This window comes from Paraburkholderia sp. GAS32 (genome assembly GCF_050434225.1).
GTDB lineage: Bacteria > Pseudomonadota > Gammaproteobacteria > Burkholderiales > Burkholderiaceae > Paraburkholderia > Paraburkholderia madseniana.
The window spans coordinates 310,887-335,080 of the sequence record NZ_JBNPVS010000003.1 but is presented as its reverse complement, the minus strand read 5'-3'; the positions used below and the strand labels follow the sequence as shown (position 1 = coordinate 335,080).

26 protein-coding genes are annotated in these 24,194 nt (G+C 61.4%); 12 read left to right on the top strand and 14 right to left on the bottom strand.

Annotated elements, in window-relative coordinates; all coding sequences use genetic code 11:
- Positions 1 to 272 precede the first annotated feature (272 nt).
- Both P3T25_RS05500 and P3T25_RS05495 read left to right on the top strand, forming a co-directional pair.
- The gene (locus tag P3T25_RS05500) at positions 273 to 1,499 is read left to right on the top strand and encodes an AAA family ATPase (RefSeq protein ID WP_266239319.1); all 1,227 of its coding nucleotides are present in this window, start codon (positions 273 to 275) and stop codon (positions 1,497 to 1,499) included.
- Positions 1,500 to 1,532: 33 nt separating this feature from the next.
- Entirely contained in the window at positions 1,533 to 3,284 is a 1,752-nt protein-coding gene (locus tag P3T25_RS05495) for a cobaltochelatase CobT-related protein (protein ID WP_154560452.1), read from the top strand.
- A gap of 16 nt (positions 3,285 to 3,300) precedes the next feature.
- Here P3T25_RS05495 and P3T25_RS05490 read toward each other — a convergent pair whose 3' ends face one another.
- Positions 3,301 to 3,930 carry a glutathione S-transferase family protein gene (locus P3T25_RS05490; protein WP_266239271.1) on the bottom strand — a complete coding sequence of 210 codons (630 nt, stop codon included), beginning with the start codon at positions 3,928 to 3,930 and terminating at the stop codon, positions 3,301 to 3,303.
- A 98-nt stretch (positions 3,931 to 4,028) separates the two neighbouring features.
- Complete coding sequence (locus P3T25_RS05485; protein WP_154560454.1) at positions 4,029 to 4,394, bottom strand: nuclear transport factor 2 family protein; 366 nt, start codon at positions 4,392 to 4,394, stop codon at positions 4,029 to 4,031.
- A 100-nt stretch (positions 4,395 to 4,494) separates the two neighbouring features.
- Between P3T25_RS05485 and P3T25_RS05480 the strand changes: the two genes are divergently transcribed.
- On the top strand, positions 4,495 to 5,448 hold the full coding sequence (locus P3T25_RS05480; RefSeq protein ID WP_429357668.1) for a LysR family transcriptional regulator: 954 nt from the start codon (positions 4,495 to 4,497) through the stop codon (positions 5,446 to 5,448).
- A gap of 124 nt (positions 5,449 to 5,572) precedes the next feature.
- On the opposite strand, the gene P3T25_RS05475 is transcribed toward P3T25_RS05480, so the two are convergent.
- Together P3T25_RS05475 and P3T25_RS05470 are read right to left on the bottom strand one after the other, a co-directional pair.
- On the bottom strand, positions 5,573 to 6,406 hold the full coding sequence (locus P3T25_RS05475) for a class II glutamine amidotransferase (RefSeq protein ID WP_429357667.1): 834 nt from the start codon (positions 6,404 to 6,406) through the stop codon (positions 5,573 to 5,575).
- Positions 6,407 to 6,492: 86 nt separating this feature from the next.
- Positions 6,493 to 7,170 carry a MarC family protein gene (locus P3T25_RS05470; RefSeq protein WP_154560457.1) on the bottom strand — a complete coding sequence of 226 codons (678 nt, stop codon included), beginning with the start codon at positions 7,168 to 7,170 and terminating at the stop codon, positions 6,493 to 6,495.
- A gap of 347 nt (positions 7,171 to 7,517) precedes the next feature.
- On the opposite strand from P3T25_RS05470, the gene P3T25_RS05465 reads away from it, so the two are divergent.
- The 3 genes from P3T25_RS05465 (at position 7,518) to P3T25_RS05455 (ending at position 9,985) form a co-directional block, all read left to right on the top strand.
- Complete coding sequence (locus tag P3T25_RS05465; RefSeq protein WP_154560458.1) at positions 7,518 to 7,733, top strand: DUF3311 domain-containing protein; 216 nt, start codon at positions 7,518 to 7,520, stop codon at positions 7,731 to 7,733.
- A complete protein-coding gene (locus tag P3T25_RS05460) occupies positions 7,730 to 9,202 on the top strand; it encodes a sodium:solute symporter family protein (protein WP_154560459.1) in 1,473 nt (490 codons plus the stop codon). The genes P3T25_RS05465 and P3T25_RS05460 overlap by 4 nt, the downstream gene beginning before the upstream one ends.
- Before the next feature lie 135 nt (positions 9,203 to 9,337).
- On the top strand, positions 9,338 to 9,985 hold the full coding sequence (locus P3T25_RS05455) for a glutathione S-transferase family protein (protein ID WP_266239268.1): 648 nt from the start codon (positions 9,338 to 9,340) through the stop codon (positions 9,983 to 9,985).
- 65 nt (positions 9,986 to 10,050) lie between these two features.
- On the opposite strand, the gene P3T25_RS05450 is transcribed toward P3T25_RS05455, so the two are convergent.
- Positions 10,051 to 10,896, bottom strand: coding sequence for a phytochelatin synthase family protein (locus P3T25_RS05450; RefSeq protein WP_266239267.1), 846 nt, complete (start codon positions 10,894 to 10,896; stop codon positions 10,051 to 10,053).
- A 191-nt stretch (positions 10,897 to 11,087) separates the two neighbouring features.
- On the opposite strand from P3T25_RS05450, the gene P3T25_RS05445 reads away from it, so the two are divergent.
- The 3 genes from P3T25_RS05445 to P3T25_RS05435 are packed head-to-tail and all read left to right on the top strand — an operon-like array spanning position 11,088 to position 12,662.
- Positions 11,088 to 11,363, top strand: a complete 276-nt coding sequence (locus tag P3T25_RS05445) for a metal/formaldehyde-sensitive transcriptional repressor (protein WP_154560462.1) — start codon at positions 11,088 to 11,090, stop codon at positions 11,361 to 11,363.
- Positions 11,364 to 11,376: 13 nt separating this feature from the next.
- The gene (dmeF, locus tag P3T25_RS05440) at positions 11,377 to 12,453 is read left to right on the top strand and encodes a CDF family Co(II)/Ni(II) efflux transporter DmeF (RefSeq protein ID WP_429357666.1); all 1,077 of its coding nucleotides are present in this window, start codon (positions 11,377 to 11,379) and stop codon (positions 12,451 to 12,453) included.
- A 2-nt stretch (positions 12,454 to 12,455) separates the two neighbouring features.
- On the top strand, positions 12,456 to 12,662 hold the full coding sequence (locus P3T25_RS05435; RefSeq protein WP_266239265.1) for a DUF1289 domain-containing protein: 207 nt from the start codon (positions 12,456 to 12,458) through the stop codon (positions 12,660 to 12,662).
- Between the two features lie 9 nt (positions 12,663 to 12,671).
- Here the strand turns inward: P3T25_RS05435 and P3T25_RS05430 are convergent, their stop codons facing one another.
- The 3 genes from P3T25_RS05430 to P3T25_RS05420 all read right to left on the bottom strand — a co-directional run bounded on the left by P3T25_RS05430 (position 12,672) and on the right by P3T25_RS05420 (position 16,351).
- A complete protein-coding gene (locus tag P3T25_RS05430; protein WP_429357665.1) occupies positions 12,672 to 13,817 on the bottom strand; it encodes a diguanylate cyclase in 1,146 nt (381 codons plus the stop codon).
- 1,203 nt (positions 13,818 to 15,020) lie between these two features.
- Positions 15,021 to 15,365: a cupredoxin domain-containing protein gene (locus tag P3T25_RS05425; RefSeq protein WP_154560466.1), complete on the bottom strand. Its 345-nt coding sequence runs from the start codon at positions 15,363 to 15,365 to the stop codon at positions 15,021 to 15,023.
- Between the two features lie 29 nt (positions 15,366 to 15,394).
- The gene (locus P3T25_RS05420) at positions 15,395 to 16,351 is read right to left on the bottom strand and encodes a metallophosphoesterase family protein (protein WP_154560467.1); all 957 of its coding nucleotides are present in this window, start codon (positions 16,349 to 16,351) and stop codon (positions 15,395 to 15,397) included.
- Between the two features lie 240 nt (positions 16,352 to 16,591).
- Here P3T25_RS05420 and P3T25_RS05415 point away from each other — a divergent pair, with 240 nt between their 5' ends.
- Together P3T25_RS05415 and P3T25_RS05410 are read left to right on the top strand one after the other, a co-directional pair.
- Complete coding sequence (locus P3T25_RS05415) at positions 16,592 to 16,783, top strand: hypothetical protein (protein ID WP_154560468.1); 192 nt, start codon at positions 16,592 to 16,594, stop codon at positions 16,781 to 16,783.
- Between the two features lie 117 nt (positions 16,784 to 16,900).
- Positions 16,901 to 17,635, top strand: a complete 735-nt coding sequence (locus tag P3T25_RS05410) for a hypothetical protein (protein ID WP_154560509.1) — start codon at positions 16,901 to 16,903, stop codon at positions 17,633 to 17,635.
- A 168-nt stretch (positions 17,636 to 17,803) separates the two neighbouring features.
- Here the strand turns inward: P3T25_RS05410 and P3T25_RS05405 are convergent, their stop codons facing one another.
- The 5 genes from P3T25_RS05405 to P3T25_RS05385 all read right to left on the bottom strand — a co-directional run bounded on the left by P3T25_RS05405 (position 17,804) and on the right by P3T25_RS05385 (position 22,272).
- Entirely contained in the window at positions 17,804 to 19,978 is a 2,175-nt protein-coding gene (locus P3T25_RS05405; RefSeq protein WP_429357664.1) for a M1 family metallopeptidase, read from the bottom strand.
- Positions 19,979 to 20,537: 559 nt separating this feature from the next.
- A complete protein-coding gene (locus P3T25_RS05400; RefSeq protein ID WP_154560470.1) occupies positions 20,538 to 20,747 on the bottom strand; it encodes a hypothetical protein in 210 nt (69 codons plus the stop codon).
- Between the two features lie 37 nt (positions 20,748 to 20,784).
- Positions 20,785 to 21,441: a glutathione S-transferase family protein gene (locus P3T25_RS05395; RefSeq protein WP_154560471.1), complete on the bottom strand. Its 657-nt coding sequence runs from the start codon at positions 21,439 to 21,441 to the stop codon at positions 20,785 to 20,787.
- 46 nt (positions 21,442 to 21,487) lie between these two features.
- Positions 21,488 to 21,940: an SRPBCC family protein gene (locus P3T25_RS05390; protein WP_429357663.1), complete on the bottom strand. Its 453-nt coding sequence runs from the start codon at positions 21,938 to 21,940 to the stop codon at positions 21,488 to 21,490.
- Positions 21,937 to 22,272, bottom strand: a complete 336-nt coding sequence (locus tag P3T25_RS05385) for an ArsR/SmtB family transcription factor (protein ID WP_154560473.1) — start codon at positions 22,270 to 22,272, stop codon at positions 21,937 to 21,939. Before P3T25_RS05385 ends, P3T25_RS05390 begins: the two co-directional genes overlap by 4 nt.
- A 136-nt stretch (positions 22,273 to 22,408) precedes the next feature.
- Here P3T25_RS05385 and P3T25_RS05380 point away from each other — a divergent pair, with 136 nt between their 5' ends.
- Positions 22,409 to 23,314, top strand: a complete 906-nt coding sequence (locus P3T25_RS05380) for a LysR family transcriptional regulator (protein ID WP_171927111.1) — start codon at positions 22,409 to 22,411, stop codon at positions 23,312 to 23,314.
- A gap of 30 nt (positions 23,315 to 23,344) precedes the next feature.
- On the opposite strand, the gene P3T25_RS05375 is transcribed toward P3T25_RS05380, so the two are convergent.
- A complete protein-coding gene (locus P3T25_RS05375) occupies positions 23,345 to 23,968 on the bottom strand; it encodes an HAD family hydrolase (RefSeq protein ID WP_266239259.1) in 624 nt (207 codons plus the stop codon).
- Positions 23,969 to 24,194: the final 226 nt, after the last annotated feature.

Genomic DNA, 24,194 nt, shown 5'->3' with positions numbered 1-24,194 from the left:
CGTGAGTTTCTTTGTCGAGAATAGAATGTTGTAAAACTACACGTTTCGCGCCGAACTATAGGTGATCGGTGCTTGCTGGCCTATCCGTTTGACGCAATAAGCATTTGCGGACTGCGCGCCCGGCATTGAAAATCCGCAGTGGAATTGGCGCGCCTCAAAAGAAATCCTCATCGATGAGATCGAAAGGTACTCACGATAAGATAGTCGGTCATTCGGCATCAGCCAAATAGAAACGCATTGATCGTTTGCCCATTCATCCTTTGCCACTCGCCATGAACGTGCCTGAACTGACCGAAGACGAAAACCTTGGCCTTTACCAACGTGCGACAGAAAACGGCGCGGAATGGTGGCGCGTCAGCGTGGCGGACCGGCCGGAAAACTATCGGCTCGAGCATGGTGTCGATGGCGGCAACGGCACCGGATCGGTCGATATCGATCTGGTGGTCGACGCGGAAAACCTGCGCGCGAAGCTGAAGAAGTGGCGCCGCGAAGGTTTTGCAATCGATACGCCCGACGCCGCGGACGAAGCAGGCGCTGCAGAACGGGTGGCCTTCATGCCGGAGTTGCAGCGCGTTGCGGCGCTGGCCTCGGCGGCGAAGCGCCATCTGCAGATAGAGGACGCGGGCGAAACGGTACGCATCGGTCGTGTCGACGTGCCCTGCGGCGTCGACAATCCGCTCGTGCCTCGCATCAATCCGGCCTATCTGTTTTCCGAGCGCTTTAACGACATCGTCGAAGATATCGTGGAGAACCGGCGCGTCATGCTGATCGGTCACACCGGCGCCGGCAAGACCAGCCTGATTGAACAGGTCGCCGCGCGCTCGCATCACGGCGTGTTGCGCTCGAACATGAACGGGCAAACCACCGTCGGCGATTTTGTCGGCTTCTGGACGGTCAAGGGCGGCGAGACGATCTGGGTGGACGGCGTGCTGCCCACGGCGATGCGCGAGGGCCTCTGGCTGATCGTCGACGAAATCGATTTCGCCGAGCCGTCGATTCTCGCTGCCCTCACCGCCGTGCTCGAACCGCACGGGCGTCTCGTGCTGAAAGAGAAAGGCAATGAGATCGTCGCGCCGCATCCTGCGTTCCGGCTGTTCGCGACGGCCAATGCGGTCGGTGCGATGAGCCAGTTCCGTCATCTGTATCAGGGCGCGAATCTGATGAACGAGGCGTTTCTCGATCGCTGGCGCGTCTATATGTTGGACTATCTGACGCCCGCCGAAGAAGCCGACGTGCTGATGCGCACCCTCGCCCCGCACATGACACGCGCGCTCGCCGCCACCCTCGCCGCGATTGCCGCCGACTGCCGTGCGGCGTTCGCTCGCGAAGACCTGTCGAGCGCATTCTCCACGCGGCGCCTGCTCGACTGGGCCGAGTTGATGCTGCGCACCGGCGAACCCGAACGCGCCGCCGGTCCTGCGATCTATGCGAAGGTTAGCCCCGAAGACGCAGCGCTGATTCGCGGCATCGTTCGCCATCACATTGCGCCGGCTGCCTGACGGTCAGTGACCACGACACGCACAACACGCACCATGAACGCCATGCACGCAATGCGCGACACGCGAGGCTTCGCGTTTGAATCGACGCTCAGCAAAGTGGCGCGCGTGCTGACCGGGCAATACGGCGTGACGGTCGCCTTCAGTCCGGATGGGCCCCGCGTGGAGCCGGGCCGCATCGTGATTCCCGATTACGAGTTGAGCGGCGGCGTCGAGCGCGACGTGCTGATCGGCTATCTGGATCTGCTGGTGGCACGCGCCAAACATTCGTCACTCGCACAGATGGACGCGCTGCCGCCGGGCGTGGCGGCGAATCTCGCGCAGGTGATCGAGGATCGCCGCGTTTCTTCGCAACTGCTCGACGAGTATCCGGGCGCACGCTGGTTCATCGGTAAACTGCGAGCGCATGCCGCTGAGCAGGCGCGGCAACGCTGGCCGAAGCTGCATTGGCGCGACCGGCTGGTCTGGCTGGTGGAGCGCGCGCTGTGGGACGAGCAACCGACCCGGACCGAAGCGAGCCATTCCCTGCTGGCCGCGCTGCACGCCGCCCAGGATCTGCTGGACGAGTCGCGCAGAAGCCGTTCGACCGCGCATAGCATCGCGGCAGCGCAGGCCTTGGTGGCGCGCGTGCGGGCTTTGTCGGCGGGCGATGTCAACAGCATGGTGTTCACCGCGGATCCGGTTGAAGACATCGACACGGAAACCGCCGCGTCTTCCTCGGCGCCACTCGACGATGACGACACAGCCCTGCCCGATCAGGACAACTCAGCCTCACCGCCGTCCGATAAAAGCGGTGGCGCGCAAGCGGAAAACGCGGTGGGCATGGGGCAATCGCTAGCCGATGCACAGCAAGCGTCGGCACGTTCCGAAGGCGAAGCCGGTACCGCTTCAGACACCGCTCGCGCGCGGCTATCGATTCCGCTCGCCACCGAATTCGACGAGATCACCGACGTCACCGGTCAAGGCGACAGCGCGACATGGCGCGAGCTTCGCGCGCAAGCCCGAGCGGACACCGCGCCGCTCAAGGAGAAACTGGAGCGTGCGCTGAGCGCGGACGAACGCATCCGTTGGCGTCGCGAACAGGAACGCGGAGAGATCGACCGCACCTCGCTCGCCAAACTGGCGACCTCGCCCGGTTACCGCACGCCGTTTCGCACGCAGCGGGCAGCCAAAGGGCGCGACGTCGCGGTGACCTTGCTGATCGATCGCAGCGGCTCGATGGCCGGGCGCAAGATCGAGCTCGCGCGCCTGTGCGCGACCGCGCTGTGCGATGCGCTGACGCAGTTGTCGTTCGACTGCGAAGTGCTTGGCTATTGCTCGCTCGAGTCCACGCCGATGAAGCAACTGTATGAGCGACAACTGGCGGCCGGCGCGGATTTGCAGCGCTATAACCGCTTTGTCGAGCGACTCGATCTGAAAGTCTATAAACGCTTTGGCGCGACGGATCTGAGCGGGATCGCCACGATCGATTGCGGCCACGAAAATCCTGACGGCGAGGCGCTCGCCTGGGCCGCGACGCGGCTCGCAGATCATCAAGCCGAGCGGCGGATCCTGATCGTGTTCTCCGACGGCTATCCGTCGACCGGCGACGGTGACCCGCAGGTACTGCGCCACGATCTGCGCGAACGCGTCGCGGCGATCCAGAAGCGCGGCATCGAACTGCTGGGAATCGGCGTGCTGACCGATGCGGTCGAGGACTTCTATCCACACAATGTGGTGGTGAGCCGCCTTGCCGAATTGCCGTCGACGGTGTTCTCGGTGTTGAGTTCGATGCTGCTGACGCGCTAGTGTCGCGAGTTAGAAGTTACTGAGCGAGTGCCATGGTCTTCGAAATGGCGGTGATCACCGCAGGCCTCGCAGAGACATCCGAAAACCACCGAGCGACATTTGGCGTCTGCTCAAGGCTCGCGCCGACCGACTCGTGCCGCCAGATCCAGCCAAAGTGCGCGATATCCGCGATCGAGAACTCGCGACCGGCAACGAACTTGCCCCGCTCCAGCGCACGTTCAAGTACACCCAACGTGCGGTTGACCTCGGCCAGCGCCCGCGCTGCTGCTTCCGGTGCCGCAGATGCCTGGAGCTTCACCAGGAAGGCCTGCAGGAACGCTGGGCTCAGCCCGGAGGCATGAAAGAATAGTTGTTCGAATACCAGGGCGCGCTCGACGCCTGCCTTGGGAAGCAATTTTCCAGTCGCCTCGGCGAGATAGACCAGTATGGCGGCCGACTCGCTCAGCGCAATGTCAGCTTCGCCCAGGATGGCTTGATCCACCAGGACAGGGACCTTGGCATTTGCGTTCATGGCCTTGAAGGCATCCGACTTCTGTTCACCCTTGCGCAGGTTGACCGGCACGAGTTCATAGGGGACGCCCATTTCTTCGAGGGCGATCGTTACCTTGACGCTGTTTGGCGTTGCGTACGCATGTACTTTGACCATTTGAAAGTTCCTTTGATTTGAATTGTTTCCTGGCATGCCACCCGTTGAGCGCAACCCTCGCTGCGTCGCGATCAAACACCACGTGAGCGTTGCCAGGATTAGGTCGGAAGAGCGTCGAGGAAGACGTAGAGTGCTGCAATCTTGCCGTCACGAACGATGATCACGTCGATGCCGGTGTAGTCCGGCGCTTCGCCGGGCGCGCCTGAACTCCATGCGAGACGCCCGGCGTTGTGCAGAGTCTGTGGCTCGCCAACAGGCGTGTAGACGAAGTGAGGGTGCGTCGCGCGCAGCTCCCCCGCAAACTTGTCGAGTGCGTCATGGCCGAGGAAGATGCCCGGCGGAACGTAGAGCGCACAGTCGTCGGTGTACAGCTCTTTGATCGCGGCGCGACGTCGGATTGGGTCCCCTTCGCCGAATACCTCTTGAAGGTTGCGGTGGAGCAGTTCATGAGTTCGGTCAGACATAGCTATTCTCCTTGGTTCATTCTTTCGGAGAGACAATCTTGCGGCGAAGCGCGATAATGCGAAATAGAAATGTTTGAAATCAATCGTTGCAGGATTGTCGATGTCAAAACTACCGGACTTCGAAGGGATCGCGATGTTCGCCAAGGTTGCCGAGGAGCGATCATTCGCGGGCGCAGCGAGAGCAATGGGGGTATCCGTGGCCACCGTTTCGCGGGCGGTCACCCGGCTGGAAGAGCGCCTGGGCGGCACCCTGTTCAATCGAACATCTCGTCGCCTTGCCTTGACCGACTACGGTCACATGATGGCTGAGCGCGCATCCAAGATCTACGCTGACGCCGAGGACGCGGAGAACTTCGCCCGTGAAACCTCCAGCCGGCCGCGAGGGCTCGTCAAGCTTGCCGCGCCCCTTTCCTTCGGTGCCCGCTGGGTCGCGCCCCTTCTGCCAGAGTTTTTCCGAACCTACCCTGAAATCGCTGTCGATCTTCACTTAACCGATGCCCACGCCGACCTGATCGGAGATGGCTTTGACGCCGCGCTTCGGATCGCGATCCTGGAAGACTCGTCCCTCGTTGCGCGCCTTATCGTGCCGGTGCGCCGCTTTGTCGTTGCGTCTCCAGGCTACCTCGCCCGATACGGCCGGCCGCAGCATCCTGACGATTTGAGAGCCCACCAATGCCTCACCTATGCGAACAGATCCAGGCGTGACGTTTGGCGATTCACGAATGAGGCCGGCGAGGAATGCTCTGTTACCCCTACGGGTCCGCTGCGCGGGACGAGCGTCGAGGCGCTTCTGCCCACAGCCCTCGAAGGCTTCGCGATCACCGAACTCCCTGAGTTCGTCGCCACACAGTATTTCCGCGACAAGCAGCTTGAACCGATACTCACCGACTGGCGCCTGCCTGAGGGCGGTCTCTACTTCGTGACGCCGACGGCCCGCGCCCGTCCCGCCAAGGTGGGCGCGTTGGCAGACTTCCTCATTGCCAGGCTAACTGTCGCGCAATGGAGCGCCGAAGCAATGATGGCGTGGAAGCCACCGAAGCAACGCAGGAAGTAAGCCGTGAGTTGCTCGCGCTCGCTCTCAGTCGACACCCGTTGCGCCGTGGGTCGTGCACACGACGAGGCGGCCCATATTAGTTGAACGAACTTCCAACTCCCGACACCAGCGCATCAAAGCGCGCCTACGCCAGTTGCGGCTTGAACGGATACTGATCGATCTCTCCGCCCCGCGCGACCACGGCCGTGCTCTCCGGAATCTCCTCCCACCAGCCAGGCAAATCCGACAGTGGCTCCGACAACACGAGGAACGCGTCTTCGCCCGCCGTCGCGATGCGCGGGTCGTCCGGATACAGGTCGTGCAGATGCCGGAACGAGGTGCTGTGAAAGAGCGAGCGCGACTGCCCTTCGCTCGAATAGCGAACCGCGACGATCTGCTCGCCATCGGTGGCGCATACGGTCATGTTCAGCGGCTCATCGACACCGTGCTTGCGCCCGATATCCTCGACAAAACCCACCATCCGCTCGAGCGCGGTAACGGGCGCGAGTTCGAGACCGAAGGTCAGCGCGAGAAAAAACAGCACCTCGGAATCCGTCGAACCTTCGATTGACGGGAACAACTCGGGATCGATCGCCAGCATCAGATCGCGGCGTACCAGCGGAAAGTTACGCACCAACCCGTTCTGCATGAAGAGCCACCGCCCGTAACGGAACGGATGACAGTTGGTTTCCTGCGACGGCGTGCCGGTGGCCGCACGGATGTGCGCGACGAACAGCGGCGCGCGGATGGCCCGCGCCGCCTCGCGTAAATTGCGGTCGCTCCACGCGGGCTGGATGCAGCGGTAGCGAAACGGGATGTCGGTGGGATGACCGTACCAGCCGATGCCGAAGCCGTCGCCGTTCGTGGTGGTCTGGCCGAGCCGCGAATGCAGGCTCTGGTCGATCAGGGAGTGTTTGGCGTTGAACAGCACCGTTTCGGGTTGCAGCGCGTTACCGGTATAAGCGAGCCAGCGGCACATGAGTTCTCCTCCGGTTGCGACGAAATGCGACGAGATGTCTGACGAACCACGCGCGAGCCTCGACCAGGCGCGCGTGCCGCCAACCGCTATTTGACCACGGGTTGCATCTGGGCGATCGGAATCAGGAACTCCGAAAAACCGGTCAGGATAATCTGCACGCCGATGCACAGCAGCAGGAACGACGAGACGCGCATCGCAACCTTGGTGCCGTCCACGCCGAGATACTTGGCGAACACCACCGCCCGGCTGTAGATCAGATACACGGTGGCCGCCACCAGAAGCGTGATCACCACCGACGCGATGCTCGACAGCACGAACGCCGAGAGTTTATGCGTGCGGTTCGCGGTCAGCGCGACCGCGGTGGCGATCGAACCCGGCCCGGTGGTGAGTGGAATGGTGAGTGGGAAGAACGCTTTCGACGTGGCGTTATCCGCGTCCACACGCTTGACCGCCGGCTGCTCGGCCGGCTGCGTGTCGGGCGCGTTGAGCATCTGCCAGCCGCCGACGGCGACCGCGAGGCCCCCGCCGATGCGCAATGCCTCCATGGAGATGCCGAAGAAATGGAGAATCGGGGTGCCGACAAAGAAGGCGACAAGCAACACGCACATAACGTTGAAGGCGATTTTCTTGGCGAGCGCCGTGCGGTCTTCCGTGGTGAGCGATGCTGTCCGGTCGAGAAAGACGAACGCCATGCCGATTGGGTTGATGATGCTGATCAGCCCGGTAAAGCCAAAGAGGATGTCCGAGATCAGACTTTCGACCATATGCGATCCGTTTCGGGCAGCGGCGCGGGCGGACTGATCGACTGACTGCCCACCGGCGCGCCACGCCAGGTTGAAGTGCCGGACGCCTTCGGGCGGTCCAGATTGATGCTCGCGTTGCGTGGGTCAGATGATATCGCGGCGCGGCACGCAGATTGGCAAAAAACGGGGCGATGCACACAGCGCGCGGCGCTGCACCGCAGCAGACGAGCGCCGAAAGATGCGCGCACAACTTTCGGAAAGCCTACACTTTTTTGACTTACTTTACGTAACCGAAGCATCAGGCATACAGTCCCCAGCGAAGCCGCACTTTCAACGAGACGTACTTACCGGTTCGAGGAGCTGCCCCCATGTTGCTTCGTGTACTCGCCGCGCTGCCGTTCATCGGCATTCTGCTCGGCGTCCCGTTTGTGAATCGTGTCGAGCCGCTGGTGCTCGGCATGCCGTTCGTGCTGGCCTGGATCGTCATGTGGGTGGTGCTGAGTTCGATCATCATGGCGATCATCTACCGTCTGGACCCGAGCAACCGGCAGCTTGCAACTGATGCCGAGGAGGTCCGATCATGAGCGCACTCGTCATCATTGCGGCCATTACGCTGTTTGCGCTGTACCTGGGCGTGCGCGCGCGGCGCGGCCACGACATGAGTCTCGAACAGTGGACCGTGGGGGGCCGCAGTTTCGGCACTGCGTTCGTGTTCCTGCTGATGGCGGGCGAAATCTACACTACCTTCACGTTCCTCGGCGGCAGTGGTTTTGCTTATGGCAAAGGCGCGCCGGTCTACTACATTCTTGCCTACGGCACGCTGGCGTACATCCTCTCGTACTGGATGCTGCCGCCCATCTGGCGTTACGCGAAGAATCACCATCTCGTCTCGCAGCCGCACTTCTTCTCACGCAAGTACGACAGCCCGGCGCTCGGCACGCTCGTCGCGCTGGTCGGCGTGGCCGCGCTCATTCCGTACCTCGTGCTGCAACTCAAGGGCCTCGGCATCATCGTGGCGACCGCCTCATATGGTGCGATTTCGTCGACGGCCGCCATCTGGATCGGCGCCGCGGTGGTGACGTCTTACGTGACCATCTCCGGCGTGCGCGGCTCCGCGTGGAATTCGGTGGTGAAAGATACGCTGATTCTGGCGATCGTGCTGTTCCTCGGCATTTATCTGCCGTTGCACTACTACGGCGGCTTCGGCGAGATGTTTCACGCCATCGACGCCGCGCGTCCAGGCTTCCTGACCTTCCCGGCGAAGGGTTCGAGCGTGACCTGGTTCCAGTCGACCGTGCTCCTGACCGCGCTGGGCTTCTTCATGTGGCCGCACACGTTCGGCTCGATTTTTACGGCGAAGGACGAGCGTATTTTCCGGCGCAACGCGATGGTGCTGCCGCTGTATCAGTTGATTCTGCTGTTCGTGTTCTTCGTGGGCTTTGCGGCGACGCTGAAGGTGCCGGGCCTGAAGGGTGGCGACATCGACCTGTCGCTGTTCCGTTTGTCGTTGCAGACTTTTGACCCGTGGTTCGTCGGCGTAATCGGCGCGGCCGGGATTCTGACGGCGCTGGTGCCGGGCTCGATGATTCTGACGTCGGCGTCCACGCTGCTCGCCAACGACGTGTATCGCGGCATGGTGAGCCGCAAGGCGTCGGACGCGACGGTGGCCAAGCTCGCACGCTTCCTGGTGCCGGTGGTGGCGCTGGTGGCGGTGGGTTTTACGCTGCATGGCGGCGAGACGATCGTGGCGTTGCTGCTGATGGGCTACAGCTTCGTGACCCAACTGTTTCCGGCGGTGATCTGCAGTTTGCTGCCGCACAACCGGGCGACCAAGTACGGCGCGTTTTGCGGGATTCTTGCGGGCGTCGCGGTCGTCACGCTGACGACGACCATGCATCTGAGTATCGGGCAGTTGATGCCGTTTTTGCCTGACGCGTTGAAGGACGTCAATATCGGCTTCCTGGCGTTGGCCGTGAACGTGATTGTTTTTGCCGTGGTGAGCGCTGTGACGCAGCCGCGGTCGGTCGAGCAGACTCACGCGCCGGTGCATTGAGCGTTTCTTCGCATCTTTCTGCATAGCGGTTGAAGGGGTTGGTCGCTTAAGGCGCCAACCCCTTTTTTCGCGAATCGCGCTAGACTTCGCCCGAATTGAAGTCGATCGAATCGAATGAGTATGCGGAGCGAATGAATGGACTATCGTCTTTACTACTCGCCGGGCGCGGCAAGCATGGCCGTTCACTGGATGATGATTGAAATGGGCATCCCGTTCGATGTCCATCTTGTCGACATCGACGCCGGCAATCAGCGAAACCCTGACTATCTGCGGCTGAATCCCTCGGGCCGTGTTCCCACGCTGGTGGTCGACGGAACGCCGCGCCACGAGTCGGCCGCGTTGCTGATGCTGCTCGCCGAGCGGCATCCTGAAGCCGCCCTCGCGCCGGCTCCGGGTTCCGCCGACCGGGCCGCGTGGCTGGAACTGATGATCTATCTGGCCAACACGCTGCTGCCCGCCATGCGCGACTGGTTTTACGCGGACGTCGACGGCGATCCTGCCGGCGCCGTAGCGGTTCAAGCGCTCGCGCAGCGGCGCATCGAAGAAGCCTGTGACAGGCTCGACGCCGATCTCGCCGACGGACGTGACTATCTGGTCGGCGGCAAGCTCAGCACGGCCGATTTCCTCGCCGTCATGCTGATGCGCTGGACACGCAACATGCCACGCCCCGCGCTCGGCTGGCCGCATCTCGCGCGCTATATCCGCGGGCTGCGGGCTCTGCCCTCGTTCATTGAATTGAATGCGCGAGAGGGGCTTACCGAATGGCGCAACCAGGATGATTGATGCGCGCGCAACTAATTTTCGCTCGTCGGCGGTTGGCGTGACCGCCTGGTTGTGAACAACGTCAGTTAGTTCGAGTTCGCGCGCGTGCCGACGATCACGATGCCGCGTGAAAGTCCGCTCACGTTGTCGACCGCTTGCGCCCCTGCATACAGTTGCGTGACCGGTACCCAGACGGCCGGATACTTGTAGCGCGCCACATCGAGAAGCAACGCGCTGTCGCTCGCCGCGTCGTATGCGGCAAGTGGCGACCAATGGCCGCCCCCTGCTTCGCCTATCTCCACCCGCCTGAAGTTCAATAACGCAAAGCGGTCGCTATGGCCCGTCGTGTCACGAATCAGATCGCGAAACTGACCGAGCGTCAGGTCGCCGGCATGGAAGCTCCTCACCTCGACAGGAAATGCGCTTAGGACCGTGCTGAGCTGGTCGAGCGTCATGCCCTCCTTCGATACTCGCGCGGCGTTGGCCACCTGCGGATCGACGCTGCGAAAAAAATCCTCTTGCGAGAAGAATGGGAAATCCGGGTACTGCGTCGACTCGGGACGGCGAATGCCCAATGCATTGAGCGCCATCACCGAAGTCGCGACCGAACAGTAGGCTTCGTTGCGCTGCGTTTCGAAGTACTGCGAAAGCGGCCAGTACGACTGGTTATTGGCGTTGGCCATCAACCGTTTCTGGCCAACTGGCTGCGTCAGCGCGATCAGGTTCGGTGGAACGGGCAGCGGCCCGTCGGCTGCGCGCGCCGTGCCAGATGCGGGGGCTTGATGCGTATCTTGATGCGAGGTTTGATCCGTGGCTTGATTTGCAGCCGGTGGCAGCGACGCGCATGCCGCCAGTGTCGCCGTCAGCACAACAACAATCCACTCAGGCCGGCTTACGCGCTGCATGGCGCGCATCAACGAATATCTGGACATTAACCCTTCCGCTGCGGATGACTTGGGAACGACTTCGGCCAAGCCGACGCATTTCATCCCGCATCGGCGAACCCCGATTTTTAACACGAAACAGCTCGGCGTGTGAATGTGCGGCCCGGAAGCCGGCGAACTGAACCGCGTCCGTTCGATCTGATAAGATATACCCCCCTAGGGTATTTTCGAGAGCATTCATGGGCCACACGATTCGGGAAAAACAGAAGCTTCTCAACCGCGTTCGCCGCATCAAGGGGCAGATCGAGGCCATAGAACGCGCACTCGAAGACGAACGCGGCTGCGCCGACGTCCTTCAGCAGATCACCAGTTGCCGCGGCGCGATGAATGGTCTGTTGGCGGTCGTGCTCGAGGACCACATCAGAAATCACCTGGTGGATGCACATACTGACGAGGACCCTGTCGGCAGCGCCACCGAACAACTCATCGAAGTTGTTCACAGCTATTTCAAGTAAACCGGAGCAGGACATGAGTGACTTTAGAAACGCTGCCTTCGGCGCGGGGCACGATCATATTTTTCTGGGCGCCGCCCATGAAAAAAACGAACGCAGAACATGGGCGGTGATCGCTTTGTGTACCGTGATGATGGTTGCCGAAATCGTCGGCGGCAGCCTGTTCGGTTCGTTGGCGCTCGTGGCGGATGGCCTGCACATGTCGACGCACGCGGGGGCGATGCTGATCGCGGCGCTCGCTTATACGTACGCGCGCAAGCACGCGAGCGACTCACGCTTTGTATTCGGTACTGGCAAGCTGGGCGACCTCGCGGGATTCACGAGCGCTATTGCGCTGGCCATGATTGCGCTGCTGATCGGTTACGAAGCTGTGTCGCGCTTTCTCTCGCCGGTGCCCATTCATTTCAGTGAAGCGATTCCGATTGCAGTGGCCGGTCTGCTGGTAAATCTGGCAAGCGTGTGGCTGCTGCGTGGCGATCATCACGGACACAGCCATGGGCATGGTCATGGGCACGGACATCATGGTGACGAGCATGAAGAACACGCTCACGGGCACGAAGGTCACGGGCATGCGGATCACGATCACGCAGAGGGTCACGCCCACGACGCTCACGACAACCACGCTCACGCGGCCCATCACGATGCCGAAAGTGCGGCCCAACGGGATCACAACATCCGCTCGGCGTACATTCACGTGATCGCGGATGCCGCGGTCTCGGTACTGGCCATCATCGGCCTCGTTCTCGCGCGTGAATTCGGCTGGCTCTGGATGGACCCGCTCGCCGGCATCATCGGCGCGCTGGTGATTGCAAACTGGTCATACGGGCTGATGCGCGACACGGGTGCGATCCTGCTCGATATCAACCCCGACCAGCGCATGACGGAAAACGTGCGCCACGCTATCGAAGATAACGGCGACAAGGTGCTCGACTTGCACGTCTGGCGCGTGGGTCCCGGTCATATGAGTGCGGTAATATCGGTCGCGACCCAGGAAACGCGCCATGACTCGCGTTTCTATCATGCGTTGCTGAAACGCTTTAACGGACTCTCGCACGTCACCGTCGAAGTCAACCCAGCGGAACAGATCGCCTGAAGATGGCAATTCAATCACCCTGCATCGACATTTGCAAAATCGACGGCAAAACGGGCTTCTGCATCGGATGCCTGCGTACCCGTGACGAGATTCGCGAGTGGAAAAACATGACCGACTACCGGCGCCATCAGGTTATCAATGACGCCTCGCGCCGCAAGGCCAAGGTAAAACCGGAGGTACCGGAGACGCCGGAGACGCAAACGTCCTAGAGGCGCCTGTCAGTTCGCCGGATCAGCGAACGCATAACTGTTCTTGCCACTGCGCTTGACCCGGTACATCGCCTCGTCGGCCGCGGCCACGAGGCGACGGTAATCGCCGACGAGATCCGGAAAACTGGCGATGCCGATGCTGGCGCGAACCAACCCGACCCCCATCTCCTCGTCCGTCTGAACCACGCAGGCGATCAGCCGCCGGGCGATTTCACCGAGTTCCGCGTTCGTCGAAAATTCACGGACCAGAACGGCGAATTCGTCGCCGCCGATCCGGGCGACGACATCGACTTTACGCACCGACTCGCGAAAACGTTTCGAAACCGCGATCAGAAATTCATCGCCGACGCGGTGACCGAGCGAGTCGTTGACCTGCTTGAATCCATCCAGATCGATATACAGCAAGGCAATCTTGCACGGCCCGGTGCGCGCGGGCACTTTCGTCGCCGCCGCTTCGAGCGTGGCAAACAGCTTGCGCCGGTTCGGCAGGCCGGTCATCGCGTCGTGCAGCGCCGCCCATTCGAATTCGTGCGACTGTCCTGCCAGCAGACGATTCCGTTTGGCATACATCCCCAGCGCGGTGATCAGCATGCAGAACAGCAAGGCCGCCGACGCGATCAGCGTGCGTGCGACATGGGCAATCCGCACGCGCACATCGGCGCTGTCGGCATCGCGCTGCGCCCGCCACCAGGCCGACACGGTACCGAGCACGGCGTCCGTGTCGCGCAGATCGGCGTCGGGTGTGAGCGAAGCCGGCGGCAGACGCGGTGCCGCCGACGGGCTCGCATTCACGAGCGCCGCGAGCGACGCGAGGCGATCGGAGAGTTCGGTACGCGCGTGCCGATACCCGGCGGATCTGGCTTCCGTGGCGTCGGGCAGTTGCTGCCAGACGCCGACCAGACTCCGGGCGCTTTCCGCCCGTTCGACCGCTTCGAGAACGAGCCCCGCGTATTCCTGCTTCAACTGATCGGAAAAGATCGTCCGGATTTGCAGCGCCAGATACAGAAGGCCGATCAGCAGACAAACCAGCGCGGTGGCGGCGATCGCAGCCGGGCCCGGCCTGAAGCGGATCGCGAGAGCGCGCCCACGAGCGGCGCGAGGGGGACGCGCCCGCTCAGGGATGGGAATAGATGTCTTGCCGGCTTCCATTGTCATGCTGCCGGTAACTTACGCGACGAAAGAACGAACCCATCCGGGCAAACAGACTGCCTTTGTGCCTGGCATTTGCCGCCGAAGCGGCGCGACGATCCTGCTGCGCGAGACGCGCGTCTCTGCCTGACCGGCCGGACGCCAACTGCTGCGGAGCAGGTTTGGATGGGGGCGCCGCGCGTTGAGCGGCAGGCGTGGAAGACGCGGCCAAAACGGCGGTTGTTGCGTCGGACACGCCGGTTTGGCTAACCGTATGCGCCGGGAGTCGCGTCACTGGACCAGACCAGGAGGCCAGTTTTCCGCCTTCTTCTCCGCCCGGCGCTGCCGCTGCTGCCTGCATTCGTGCTGTTGCCGGTGGATTTACTGTTGCCTGCGTGCCCGTCGTCGCCGGCGCAACTGCTGTTACCTGCGCTCCCGTTGTCACCGCTTTTACTGAGGGTGCTTGCATACCGCCCGCTGTCCCCTCCGCTGCCGCTGCCGCCGTCGCCAATCGCGGCGCTGCCGCGAAAGTTGCCGGTCGTGGCGTCGCAATCGATTTCGCCAACGCCGGCCCTGCAGCGGCTGATGCAGCCGTGCCGAGCGCCTGCCGCGCACGCGCCATGGCGTCGGCATACGCTTGTTGATCGTGGTTGAACCAGACACCGTACGCGACCGTACCCACTACGCCAAAAGCCAGCGCGCTTGCCGTCGCGACACACAGGACAAGACGTCCAAATCGCACAGGCGGTGCCGCAGCCGCCGGCTCAGCGCCAGCATCGAAGCCAATATCCGGACTCTCTACGGCAGATTTTGAAAATTCGGTATCGTTGAACATCGCAATACTCTCCGGAATCCTCACATGTCTGACACGTCGGCAGACATTGTTAATACGATTCAGCGGGGTCGATCTGGCGTTGTTGTTGGAAGAATTTATCCCGCTCGCCGGGTAGCGACAACACGGTAATGCTGCGCTTTAAACGCGCGCTTTGCGAGTCCGCTTTGCGTCGATGAGACAGGTAAAAGATTCAACGCCGCGGCCTATCCACGGGCTGGGCCGCGAGCGCTTGCAGGCCGCCTCCACGTGGCGGTGGAGGCAGCGATGGGGACATGCACGGCAACTCCGCGTCACGCAATAAACACGCCAATCTGGAGCGCGCTTATCGGCAGCGACGGCTTAAAACGCCATGCATGCCCAGTGGGGCGCAGGACGCCCCACACCCGATCCGTCACCTATTGCACGGTGATCGTTTCTTTCATATTCGGGTGGATGCCGCAAAACACCTTGTAGACGCCCGGCTTATCGAACTTGAACTGGAACGAGTCGTTCTGATCGAGCGCGGCGGAGCGGAACATGCCCGCAGCGTTCACGACCGTATGCGGCTCGCCGTCGAGATTTTTCCACGTCACCGTCGAGCCGGCTTTGACCGTCAGCGCCATCGGCGAAAACATGAAGTTCTTGATCACCACGGCGCTGGGCGTTTCCGCTCGCGCAACGGAAAGTCCGGCCGATGCCGCGATGAGCGTTGTGCTCCCGAGCAGTACAAAGAACGCGCGGCGAATAGCATTGTTTTGCATAAGTGATCTCCTGCGAAAAAATTCTGGAATCAAACGAGTGTCGTATCGGCAAGCGTCGCCTTGCGCGGATGACCCACGATCTTGATGCTGGTCACCCCTAGCATCTTCGGGAGCTGATCGCTTGCTACCGTAAGCGGCCCGGGGCCGGGACCGTTGCCGGCGGTCGGCTGCGGATAGGCTGTCGAGCGGGCGGTATGGAAAGTGATATTGCCTTCGACCTTCGACACGATCTGATGAATATGGCCGTTCAACACGGTCACCGAGCCGAAGCGCTTCAGATAGCTCATGGCCTGACCGGCATCGCCTGTGCCCCACCCCCACGGTTCGTAGATCGTCCACATCGGCATATGGGCAAAGACGACGATCGGCGTGCTGGACGAGCGGCCCTTCAGGTCATTTTCGAGCCAGGCGAGTTGGTCGTCGCCGAGACCGCCCAGGCCGTTAGGCTTGAAATGCATCACGTTGACGAGTCCGACGAAGTGCACGCCGTTGTGGTCGAAGCTGTAATAGCCTTTGTTGTCCGACGCCTTGCCGAAGCGGCTGAAGTATTCGGTTCCGGGGCCGTCCGTCACGTCATGCTCGCCGGGCACGGTGTGGAGTTCCGTGATATTCAGACCCGACATCAACTGCGCCGCGAGATCGAACTCCGCCGGCTTGGACAGATGCGTGATGTCGCCCGTGTGGATGGTCAGCGCGGGCTTGACCGGCATGGCGTTGACGTAGTCGATCGTCTGTTTGAGCGTGCCCGCGACGTCCGGGTTGGCTTCTTTGTTGAAGCCGATATGCGAATCGCTGATCTGCAGGAAAAGCGGCACGCCCATGGACGTCGCGGATGATTTCGCGTCGGCCGCGAGGGCCAGTTCCACTGGCGTGAGAATGCCGCCGGCAAGAACGAACACCGTACCTACGCCGCCGAAAGCGAGACATTTCAGGGCGCCACGGCGTGACGGGTTGAATGCAGGATCGGATGAATGATGTGACGACATGTTGACCTCACGATAGGGATTCGCAGGCAAACCGCGGGATCATCCGGCGGGCCACACGACTCGGTTCATCAGGAAGACTGGCGTGCCGACGGTTTTATTCCATGAAAAAGAAAATTAGTGCCGGCTGATGAATCCAGCCGTACAGGCTTACATGTGCGGCGTCTGAACAAACGGGAAATGGGAATAGCCGCGCCGCGGCGGCGGTTATGCAGGTGAGAGCAACTGAAAGGAGTAGCCAACATGGACATCATCGATATGGCCCGTGCCTCGGGCATGGCGGTCATCCTGGACGGCAGGATTGGCCGGGAGGAATACCAGAGCGTGTGCGGTTCGCTATCCGCGCTGCAGCGATTTGCAGAAGCGGTGCGCCAGGGTACGGTGCAACCGAGCGGACATCGGAAGCGCACCGCCGCCCCCACTCGCAGGGCGTGAGGGGCTGAGGAGCTTGAGACGGCCGGCGCGGCCGCAAGCTCGACGCGGTTCAACTGCGGCCTCCCGTGCCGCTTTCCGAAGCATACAAATTGAAAGGAGGTCAATGTGCGCCCGGAATTGTTGCCCGTTCTGCGCCGCCTGCAACTCGGATCGGGCGTGGTGCTGCTTATTTATCTGTTTTTGCACCTGGTCAATCACGCGCTCGGCATCTGGTCACTCGATCTTGCCGGGCGCGGACTCACGCTCGCCCTGTGGATCTGGCATAGCGAGCCCGGCACGATCCTTCTGTACGGTGCGGCCATGCTCCATTTCGCGCTGGCTGTGCGCACGATTTACGGGCGTCGCCACTGGGCGCTCCCGCCCGAAGAATGGATCCGGTTGTGGGCCGGACTCAGCCTGCCCCTGCTGCTCATCCGGCATGCGGTAGCGACGCGCCTCGCGACGTCGCTGTATGGCTTCGAGCCGAACTACGAGCGGATCGTCATATCGCTGATCACGAGCGGCACGCAGGGTCTGCAACTTGCTCTGCTCGCGCCAGGCTGGATCCATGGCTGCCTCGGCGTGTGGTTTCGATTGCGTCACTATCCGGCGATGCAACGCGCGAGGCCCGCCCTGCTGACCCTGCTCGTTGGTTTGCCATTGCTGTCGGCCGTGGGTTTTCTGCGGATGAAGCAGGCCGTCGTGGCAATGCATGTTGTTCTCCCTGCGCCTGATTCGAAACTGCTGATGCACCAGCTTGCACTCGATACGTGGCGTCACAGTCTCGTTTCGCTTTACCTTGCCGTGGTCGTCAGCGCGCTTCTAGCGGGTCTGTTGCGGAATTGGCTGGAGCGCCGACCGAGTTCGGCATGAGCGACACGAGCATTCGACCGCTTATCCACGCGGATGCAGATGTCAGAGCAGGGTAGAAAACGCTGCGCTCGCTCGATGCAGCAGACGTGCCGTGGCCCGCATCGCATGAGGATGCGGGCCACGGCCCTGCCTTTTACTACGGCCCGTACAGCTACGGGCTTTCCGGGCTTATTGCCCTTGCTGCGCTTGCGGCTTCAGCTTGAACTTGCCCTGATAGCGGATCGTCGGACGAAGCGACGGTGGGGTCGGCGCGGTCATCAGCAACTGACGCGCCAGCGGCGTAGCCGTCGGGCTGAGCGAGCCAATACTGGTTGCCCGCGACGGATCCGCCAGACCATTCTTCACCAGCAGCTTGGCCTCGAGTTGCAGACTGGTCAGCAAAACCGGATCCTTCAGCGCGTTCCCCTGCGCCAGCAACTGACTCCACGCGTTGTTGCTGTAGTTCGTCACGTAGTAGTCGAGACCGCTCGGATCCGCGAGCACCGCGGAACAGCCGTTAAGGCGCACCTGCATTTGCGTGTCCTTCATCGCAACCGTCTTGCGCGATGTCAGTCCGTCACCGTAGGCGAGCGTCAACGGAATAGTCCATTGCGTGCCGGGGTACTGGTTCTGGTTCGGGAAGGGCGACTGCTTCAGCGTGACCACGGTCTGATTGGTCGTCAGATCGCACTGGGTGTCGAGCGACAGCAAAGGCACGCCGGTTTGCCGCACGAAACTGTCGCCGATCGCGACCATCGGCTCGCCGCTCGCCTTGGCCAGTTCGTCCCACAAGCGCTTCGGCGTGCCGTTGCCGAGCGCATAGTCGGCCAGATACGACTGCAGCCCTTTGCGCAACACGTCCTCGCCGAGATAATTCTCCAGCATCTTCAGCACATGGCCGCCCTTGTCGTACGTAAAGGCGCTCGCGCTCAGCACGAAGTCGTTCGAGGCCCAGCCGTTGAAGTTCGGCTGCACCGGGAACGAAGTGGATTTCAGATCGGCGTTGATGACCGCATACTTGTTCTTCACGTCGTCGACCCAACTGAAGCGGTCCGGGAAGAAGCGCACCTTGGTCTTGTTCTCGAAGAACGTCGCGAACGATTCGTTCAGCCACACGTCGTCCCACCAGTCGAGCGTGACCAGATCGCCGAACCACTGATGCGCGGCTTCATGCGTCAAAACCGTCACGCCATAGTCGGACATGGTGGTGCCAGGCGCCGGCAGAATATCGTCGGCGAATTCGAGAATCGCGCCCCAGTTCTCCATCCCGCCGAAGTTCAGATCCTTCTGCTCCTTGAACGCGTCGTTTGCGGCGATCGTGTCGAACTTGGTGAGCGGCAACGGAATGCCGGTATAGCGATAGTAGTAATCGAGCGCCTGCTTGGTCTGCTGCATGGCCGGTTTCGCCCAGTCGCGCATGCCGGGCGGCGTGAAGATGCGCAGATGGAGACCCTTATGGTCCGGCAGCGGGCTCGAGAAGTCGTCTTCGAGAATGTCGAACTGGCCACCACCGAAGAAGAGCAGATACGAAGGCATCGGCGGCGTCTTTTCGAACGACACCAGTTTGTAGCCGCTGTCCACATTCACGGCCGGCTTTTCCGCCGCGTTCGAGACGACGTTCCAGTTCTGCGGGACTTCCGCACTCACCTCGTAGGTGGGCCGGAAAGCCGGTTCGTCCCAACCCGGGAACCATTGCCGCGCGAGGTTCGATTCGCCTTGCGTGAGAATCGCGCCGCTCGTCGTGCCATCGGTCGACTTCAGGTCGACGCGGAACACACCCTCCGCCGCGGAACAACCCGGATAGGGATCGTTGCCGCAACTGCCGCCAGTTTTGGCGACCGGATCGTCGTAGGTCTTGAAGTTGATGATGCCGCTCCACTCCATGTGCAGCGAGTAGTTGCCGGCCGCGATCTGCCCGCTTACGGGCCGAAGCTGGTAGAAATCGCCGTCATCCTGCGGCGTGGCGATCAGTTGGATGTTGCCTGGCTGCAGCGTGATCGTGCCGTTCGTGAACTTGACGCGATGCCCGGCAATCGTGATCGCGTTGACGGCCTTCAGCACCTTGATCTGGACGTCCGCGCGGCCGTCGAATGAAGAGAGCGCCGGGTTCGGCCGGAACCACAGCTTGTAGTTGATCGGTGTGACCGTATCGGGCAATTCGACCGGCGGCACGCTCTTGTTGATCGATGCGTCCGCAACGATCGGCGCAGTGGGCGGCGCAAGCGCCACCTCGGAGGCGGCGGTCGGCGCCTGGGCGGACTTGCTCGAGAGCGTCGACGAGCTGTCTGAACCGCCGCAGCCCGCCAGGACCATTATTCCGGCGAACGCCAGGCACTGTATCTGCAATCGGAAATTTATACGCATAGTTAATCCTCGACTGACAAAATCGGCATAAAGAAAGTGCGATGAGTGCTTAAGCTGTGTTTCTCTGTTTTTTCAGCAAAAAAGGTCTCCCGCACTAGCGCCGGATTGCTAGCGAGAATATATGGGCGTGTTACTGCCTCAGCACTTGTGGCTGATTTTCGGATTGCACTTTTTAATAATTACAATACTTTCAGAAAGGCGACGTGAGCCGTTTTTCTGCAGTTTCATGCGATCGCCTGACTGACGGACAAAGCGGCGGCTCGCCTGCGTCTCCGAGCAGGTGGACAGGAACCGGGTCAGTTTTAGCGACAGTGCGTAGCCTAGATTGGCAAACGTTCTCGTGTCAACTTCCTTTCACAATCTTTCCTGAATGAGTGCACTACGTATGCAAATAGAATGGATGAAGTAATCGGCAGAGTTAATACTCTAAAGGCGGGATACGCGCACATTTCTACGAGAAACTTTATTTTATTGCAGTGCGGAGTGTGCTATTAGACGTGGCGACAGCCAATGTTTTTAAAATTAACTAGCTGTTGAGTCCACGAAAGAAAATAAACCATTAACGAATGAAGTGGCCGCAAATCGGCATCGCACTCAGGCGCGCATAGAACGACGACTGTCCGCCGCGGACATCGGCGAATTGATCGGCCGCCAACGCGGAGCCGGCGGCAGCGCCGATCGCGATCAACACGATCGCGATTCGGCGCAGACGCCCGGCACGGCCGATCAGCGTGCCCGACACGCTACGCCAACTGGCGAGCAAAGTCATGGCGACTGCAACGATCGCGCAGCACATAGTCGTGCCTTCAGGCGTGGAGCGCAGCGTTCGCAGCGGAAGTGCCGGAAGTCTCCGAGCGCACCGGAAACGGATTGCGCCATGCTTCGATGGTGTTCAGCTGATCGTGCCAGCGCTGTATTTCCGGAAACTCATCGAGCGGCATGGCGGCTTTTTTCGCATAAGGCAGCGCGATGGCAACGGAAAAATCCGCGACGCTCAGGCCGTCTCCGAGCAGCCATTTGCGACCTTTGAGTTGCTGGTTGAGCACGCGGGCAGACTTCCGAAACATGCCCTGTTCTTCAGCGACTTTCGACGAGTCGGGTCCGCCGAGTGCAAACATCGGCTTGATGATGGACTCGAAGTAAAGCGCGCCGGCGTGCGGATAAAAATGGTGGCTGTTCCAGCTGAACCAGCGCAGAACATCGATCTGCCGGTCATCACGCGGCCAGAGGTCGGACTCTGCACGCTGCGCGAAATGGCTGATGATCGCGTCCGCTTCCCAGATGATTCGCTCGCCGTCGACGAGGCACGGCACCTTGCCATTCGGATTGATCGCCAGATAGCCCGGCTTGCTCTGCTCGCCCTTCGTCAGATCGACCAAGGCATAGTCAATCGGCAAGCCTAAATATTTCGCTACTGCACAGGTTTTCCGTGGAGCCAGTGTTTCAGCGTAATAGAGCTTCATATTCAACCTCGGTATGAGTTGAGTTCGTTTCCGATGCGCGTCAGCGTCAGTTGTCTTCGACTTCCGGTTGCGCCACGAACGCGTCGAGCTTATCCAATGCGGGGCTCCAGCCGGTCTGATGAGCGTCGCGTTCGGCCTCGTCGAAGAACTGCGCGTGCGTGAGAGTGAGCTCGGTTCCGTCTTCAATGGGGCGCAGCCTGATGGTGACGAGCGAGCGCCACTCGGGGGTGGTGACCCACTCCCACGTAAAGACGAGCTTGCGGTCCGTTTCGACTTCCAGGTATTCGCCGCGGCAGTCGTGCGTTTTGCCGTCCAGTGTCTGGAACACCACGCGAAATTGGCCGCCCACGCGCGGATCGGCTTCGGCGCTGAGCACTGGCCCCGCGTCAGGCCCCCACCAGCGCGCCATCAGTTCGGATATCGTCCACGCTGCATAAACTCGGGCTGGCGGGGCTTTGATGCGCCGCACGATAGTCAGGCTCGGCTTTTCCTGGGTCATTCCTCGTGTCCCTCCACAAAATCGGCAAGCCGGTCGAGGCTCGCGGACCAGAAGCGCTCATAGCGCCTCAACCATGCCATCGCCTCCTCCATCGGCCCTGCGACCAGATCGACCGAAACGGTCCGTCCGCTCTTGGTACGCGCCACCAGACCCGCGTCGCTCAGCACGTCGAGGTGCTTCATGACCGCCGGAAGCTTGAGCGGCAGTGGCCGCGCGATTTCCGTAATCGACAGGCCGGGCTCCCGCTCAAGGCGAGCGAGGATGGCCCGGCGTGTCGGGTCCACGAGGGCGGAAAACGTACGATCGAGTTGACTGACTGGAGACTTTGCCATATGGTGAACTATAGGCAGTGAACGAACGGTGTCAAGATTTTTTGTGAGCGAGCCACGGCGCGCGCACTCCTGTTTGCGGCCCATCGCCAGTCCGTTCTAGACTGCGGATCGGTCACATTCGAGAGGACAAGCCGGTATGGACCTTCTTCAAGGCATGGCAGTGTTCAAGCGTGTCGTCGATGCATCGAGCTTTTCGAAGGCGGCCGATTCGCTGGAGATGCCGCGCGCGTCGGTGTCGACGCTCGTGCAGAATCTGGAGAGCCATCTGGGGGTACGCCTGCTGAATCGCACCACGCGCAGCGTGCAGGTCACCGACGACGGCGCGCTCTACTATGAATACTGCACGCGCATTCTGGCCGAGGTCTCCGACGCCGAGTCCGCGTTGTCGAACAAGCGGTTGAACCCGCGCGGCACGATTCGGGTGGATACGTCCGCCACTTTTGCCGCTAACGTGCTGCTGCCCGCCATGCGCGATTTCTATGCGCGCTTCCCGGACATCACCGTGAAGCTGGGACTGGGCGACCGCAACGTCGATCTCATGCAGGAAGGCGTCGATTGCGTGATCCGGATCGGCGTGCTCGACGATTCGAATCTCGTCGCGCGGCCGATCGGCAGTGTCCGCATGAGCATCTGCGCCGCGCCGGCGTATCTCGAGCAGATGGGCGAACCCGCCACGCCCGACGACCTCGACCGCCATCGAGCCGTCAATTACTTTTCCGCGCGCACGGGGCGTACCTATCCATTAGAGGTTCAAGTGGACGGAGCGCGGGTCAGAAAACCACTGGACGGCATACTCGCGGTCAACGAAGGACTGGTGTATGTGATGTCCGCAATCGAAGGATTGGGGATGATTCAGGTTCCGCGCTTCATGGTCGCAAAAGCGATCCAGGCCGGCGCGTTGCGCGAAATCCTGCGCGCCTACCCATGCCCGCCTCTGCCTCTTTCCTTGCTGTATCCGCATCGTCGCCTGAGCATGTGCGTGCGGGTATTTAGCGAGTGGGTTCACGAACTCGCGCAGAATAATCCGGACCTCAACGGCTAGCAGTACGGTTAACCGCGCATCCCGGCCGCCTCACGTCCGCTCGATCAATCCGCAACGCTCCAGCTCCGCCGACAACGCTTCTGCACTGACAAACTTGTATCCCTGCAGACCGGCGTCGCGTGCGCCGGCCACGTTGGCATCCGTATCGTCGACGAAGAGCGTTTCGGCCGCTGGAACACCGAGTTGCTCCACGCAGCGAAGATAGGTTTGAGCGGCCGGCTTCGCTGCGCCGAACGCGGCGGACGCATAGACGTGCGGACCGAACAGTTGCGCGACCGGTGGATTCAGAAAGCCGATATGGTCGGTGAGCAGGCGGCAGTTGTTGGTGAGCACGGCGATCCGGTGGTGTTCGGCGACGCGTTCGGCGAGTGCGAGCACTTCTTCATTCGGCGTGATCGATGCGTGGCGCGCGCTCAGCCAGTCTTCCCGACTGACGGGATAATTCAGCAGTTCGCCGAGCGCGGCCAGATAGTCGTCGTCGCTGATCTGCCCCGCGTCGGCACGAGCTTCGAGCCCGGAACCCCAGATCGCGTGCCGTACAGCCTCAGGCGTCTGCCCGGAAATTGCCGCCAGACGATCGACCCGCGCCGAACGGTCGTAGTGGGACAGGACGCCCTCCATGTCGAACAGGACCAGCGTGATGGATGCAGTCATGCTGTCGGCCTCGCATCGAAAGCTTCTAGAAATCAACATGCCATCCGACTGTAGGCCATCGGACGACGATCGGTTTCTATTGTGCCTCGGCTGGCCGGCGACGCCATGCGCCGCATGAACGAAAAGAGATCAAGCGTACAGGCGCAAACCGCCGCCAGGCAGGGACCTTGGGCAGCGCGGCGAGTCCACAGCAAAAATTTATCGGATTCACAGTCAGAATCTTTCC

What these genes read in the sequence shown, in the direction of transcription:
- P3T25_RS05430 (WP_429357665.1), bottom strand. Translation starts at nt 13,817, where the DNA reads ATGACAATGGAAGCCGGCAAGACATCTATTCCCATCCCTGAGCGGGCG.
- dmeF (WP_429357666.1), top strand. Translation starts at nt 11,377, where the DNA reads ATGAGTGACTTTAGAAACGCTGCCTTCGGCGCGGGGCACGATCATATT.
- P3T25_RS05425 (WP_154560466.1), bottom strand. Translation starts at nt 15,365, where the DNA reads ATGCAAAACAATGCTATTCGCCGCGCGTTCTTTGTACTGCTCGGGAGC.
- P3T25_RS05450 (WP_266239267.1), bottom strand. Translation starts at nt 10,896, where the DNA reads ATGTCCAGATATTCGTTGATGCGCGCCATGCAGCGCGTAAGCCGGCCT.
- P3T25_RS05460 (WP_154560459.1), top strand. Translation starts at nt 7,730, where the DNA reads ATGAGCGCACTCGTCATCATTGCGGCCATTACGCTGTTTGCGCTGTAC.
- P3T25_RS05480 (WP_429357668.1), top strand. Translation starts at nt 4,495, where the DNA reads ATGTCAAAACTACCGGACTTCGAAGGGATCGCGATGTTCGCCAAGGTT.
- P3T25_RS05405 (WP_429357664.1), bottom strand. Translation starts at nt 19,978, where the DNA reads ATGCGTATAAATTTCCGATTGCAGATACAGTGCCTGGCGTTCGCCGGA.
- P3T25_RS05390 (WP_429357663.1), bottom strand. Translation starts at nt 21,940, where the DNA reads ATGACCCAGGAAAAGCCGAGCCTGACTATCGTGCGGCGCATCAAAGCC.
- P3T25_RS05415 (WP_154560468.1), top strand. Translation starts at nt 16,592, where the DNA reads ATGGACATCATCGATATGGCCCGTGCCTCGGGCATGGCGGTCATCCTG.
- P3T25_RS05385 (WP_154560473.1), bottom strand. Translation starts at nt 22,272, where the DNA reads ATGGCAAAGTCTCCAGTCAGTCAACTCGATCGTACGTTTTCCGCCCTC.
- P3T25_RS05395 (WP_154560471.1), bottom strand. Translation starts at nt 21,441, where the DNA reads ATGAAGCTCTATTACGCTGAAACACTGGCTCCACGGAAAACCTGTGCA.
- P3T25_RS05435 (WP_266239265.1), top strand. Translation starts at nt 12,456, where the DNA reads ATGGCAATTCAATCACCCTGCATCGACATTTGCAAAATCGACGGCAAA.
- P3T25_RS05465 (WP_154560458.1), top strand. Translation starts at nt 7,518, where the DNA reads ATGTTGCTTCGTGTACTCGCCGCGCTGCCGTTCATCGGCATTCTGCTC.
- P3T25_RS05500 (WP_266239319.1), top strand. Translation starts at nt 273, where the DNA reads ATGAACGTGCCTGAACTGACCGAAGACGAAAACCTTGGCCTTTACCAA.
- P3T25_RS05420 (WP_154560467.1), bottom strand. Translation starts at nt 16,351, where the DNA reads ATGTCGTCACATCATTCATCCGATCCTGCATTCAACCCGTCACGCCGT.
- P3T25_RS05490 (WP_266239271.1), bottom strand. Translation starts at nt 3,930, where the DNA reads ATGGTCAAAGTACATGCGTACGCAACGCCAAACAGCGTCAAGGTAACG.
- P3T25_RS05380 (WP_171927111.1), top strand. Translation starts at nt 22,409, where the DNA reads ATGGACCTTCTTCAAGGCATGGCAGTGTTCAAGCGTGTCGTCGATGCA.
- P3T25_RS05445 (WP_154560462.1), top strand. Translation starts at nt 11,088, where the DNA reads ATGGGCCACACGATTCGGGAAAAACAGAAGCTTCTCAACCGCGTTCGC.
- P3T25_RS05485 (WP_154560454.1), bottom strand. Translation starts at nt 4,394, where the DNA reads ATGTCTGACCGAACTCATGAACTGCTCCACCGCAACCTTCAAGAGGTA.
- P3T25_RS05455 (WP_266239268.1), top strand. Translation starts at nt 9,338, where the DNA reads ATGGACTATCGTCTTTACTACTCGCCGGGCGCGGCAAGCATGGCCGTT.
- P3T25_RS05495 (WP_154560452.1), top strand. Translation starts at nt 1,533, where the DNA reads ATGAACGCCATGCACGCAATGCGCGACACGCGAGGCTTCGCGTTTGAA.
- P3T25_RS05475 (WP_429357667.1), bottom strand. Translation starts at nt 6,406, where the DNA reads ATGTGCCGCTGGCTCGCTTATACCGGTAACGCGCTGCAACCCGAAACG.
- P3T25_RS05470 (WP_154560457.1), bottom strand. Translation starts at nt 7,170, where the DNA reads ATGGTCGAAAGTCTGATCTCGGACATCCTCTTTGGCTTTACCGGGCTG.
- P3T25_RS05400 (WP_154560470.1), bottom strand. Translation starts at nt 20,747, where the DNA reads ATGACTTTGCTCGCCAGTTGGCGTAGCGTGTCGGGCACGCTGATCGGC.
- P3T25_RS05375 (WP_266239259.1), bottom strand. Translation starts at nt 23,968, where the DNA reads ATGACTGCATCCATCACGCTGGTCCTGTTCGACATGGAGGGCGTCCTG.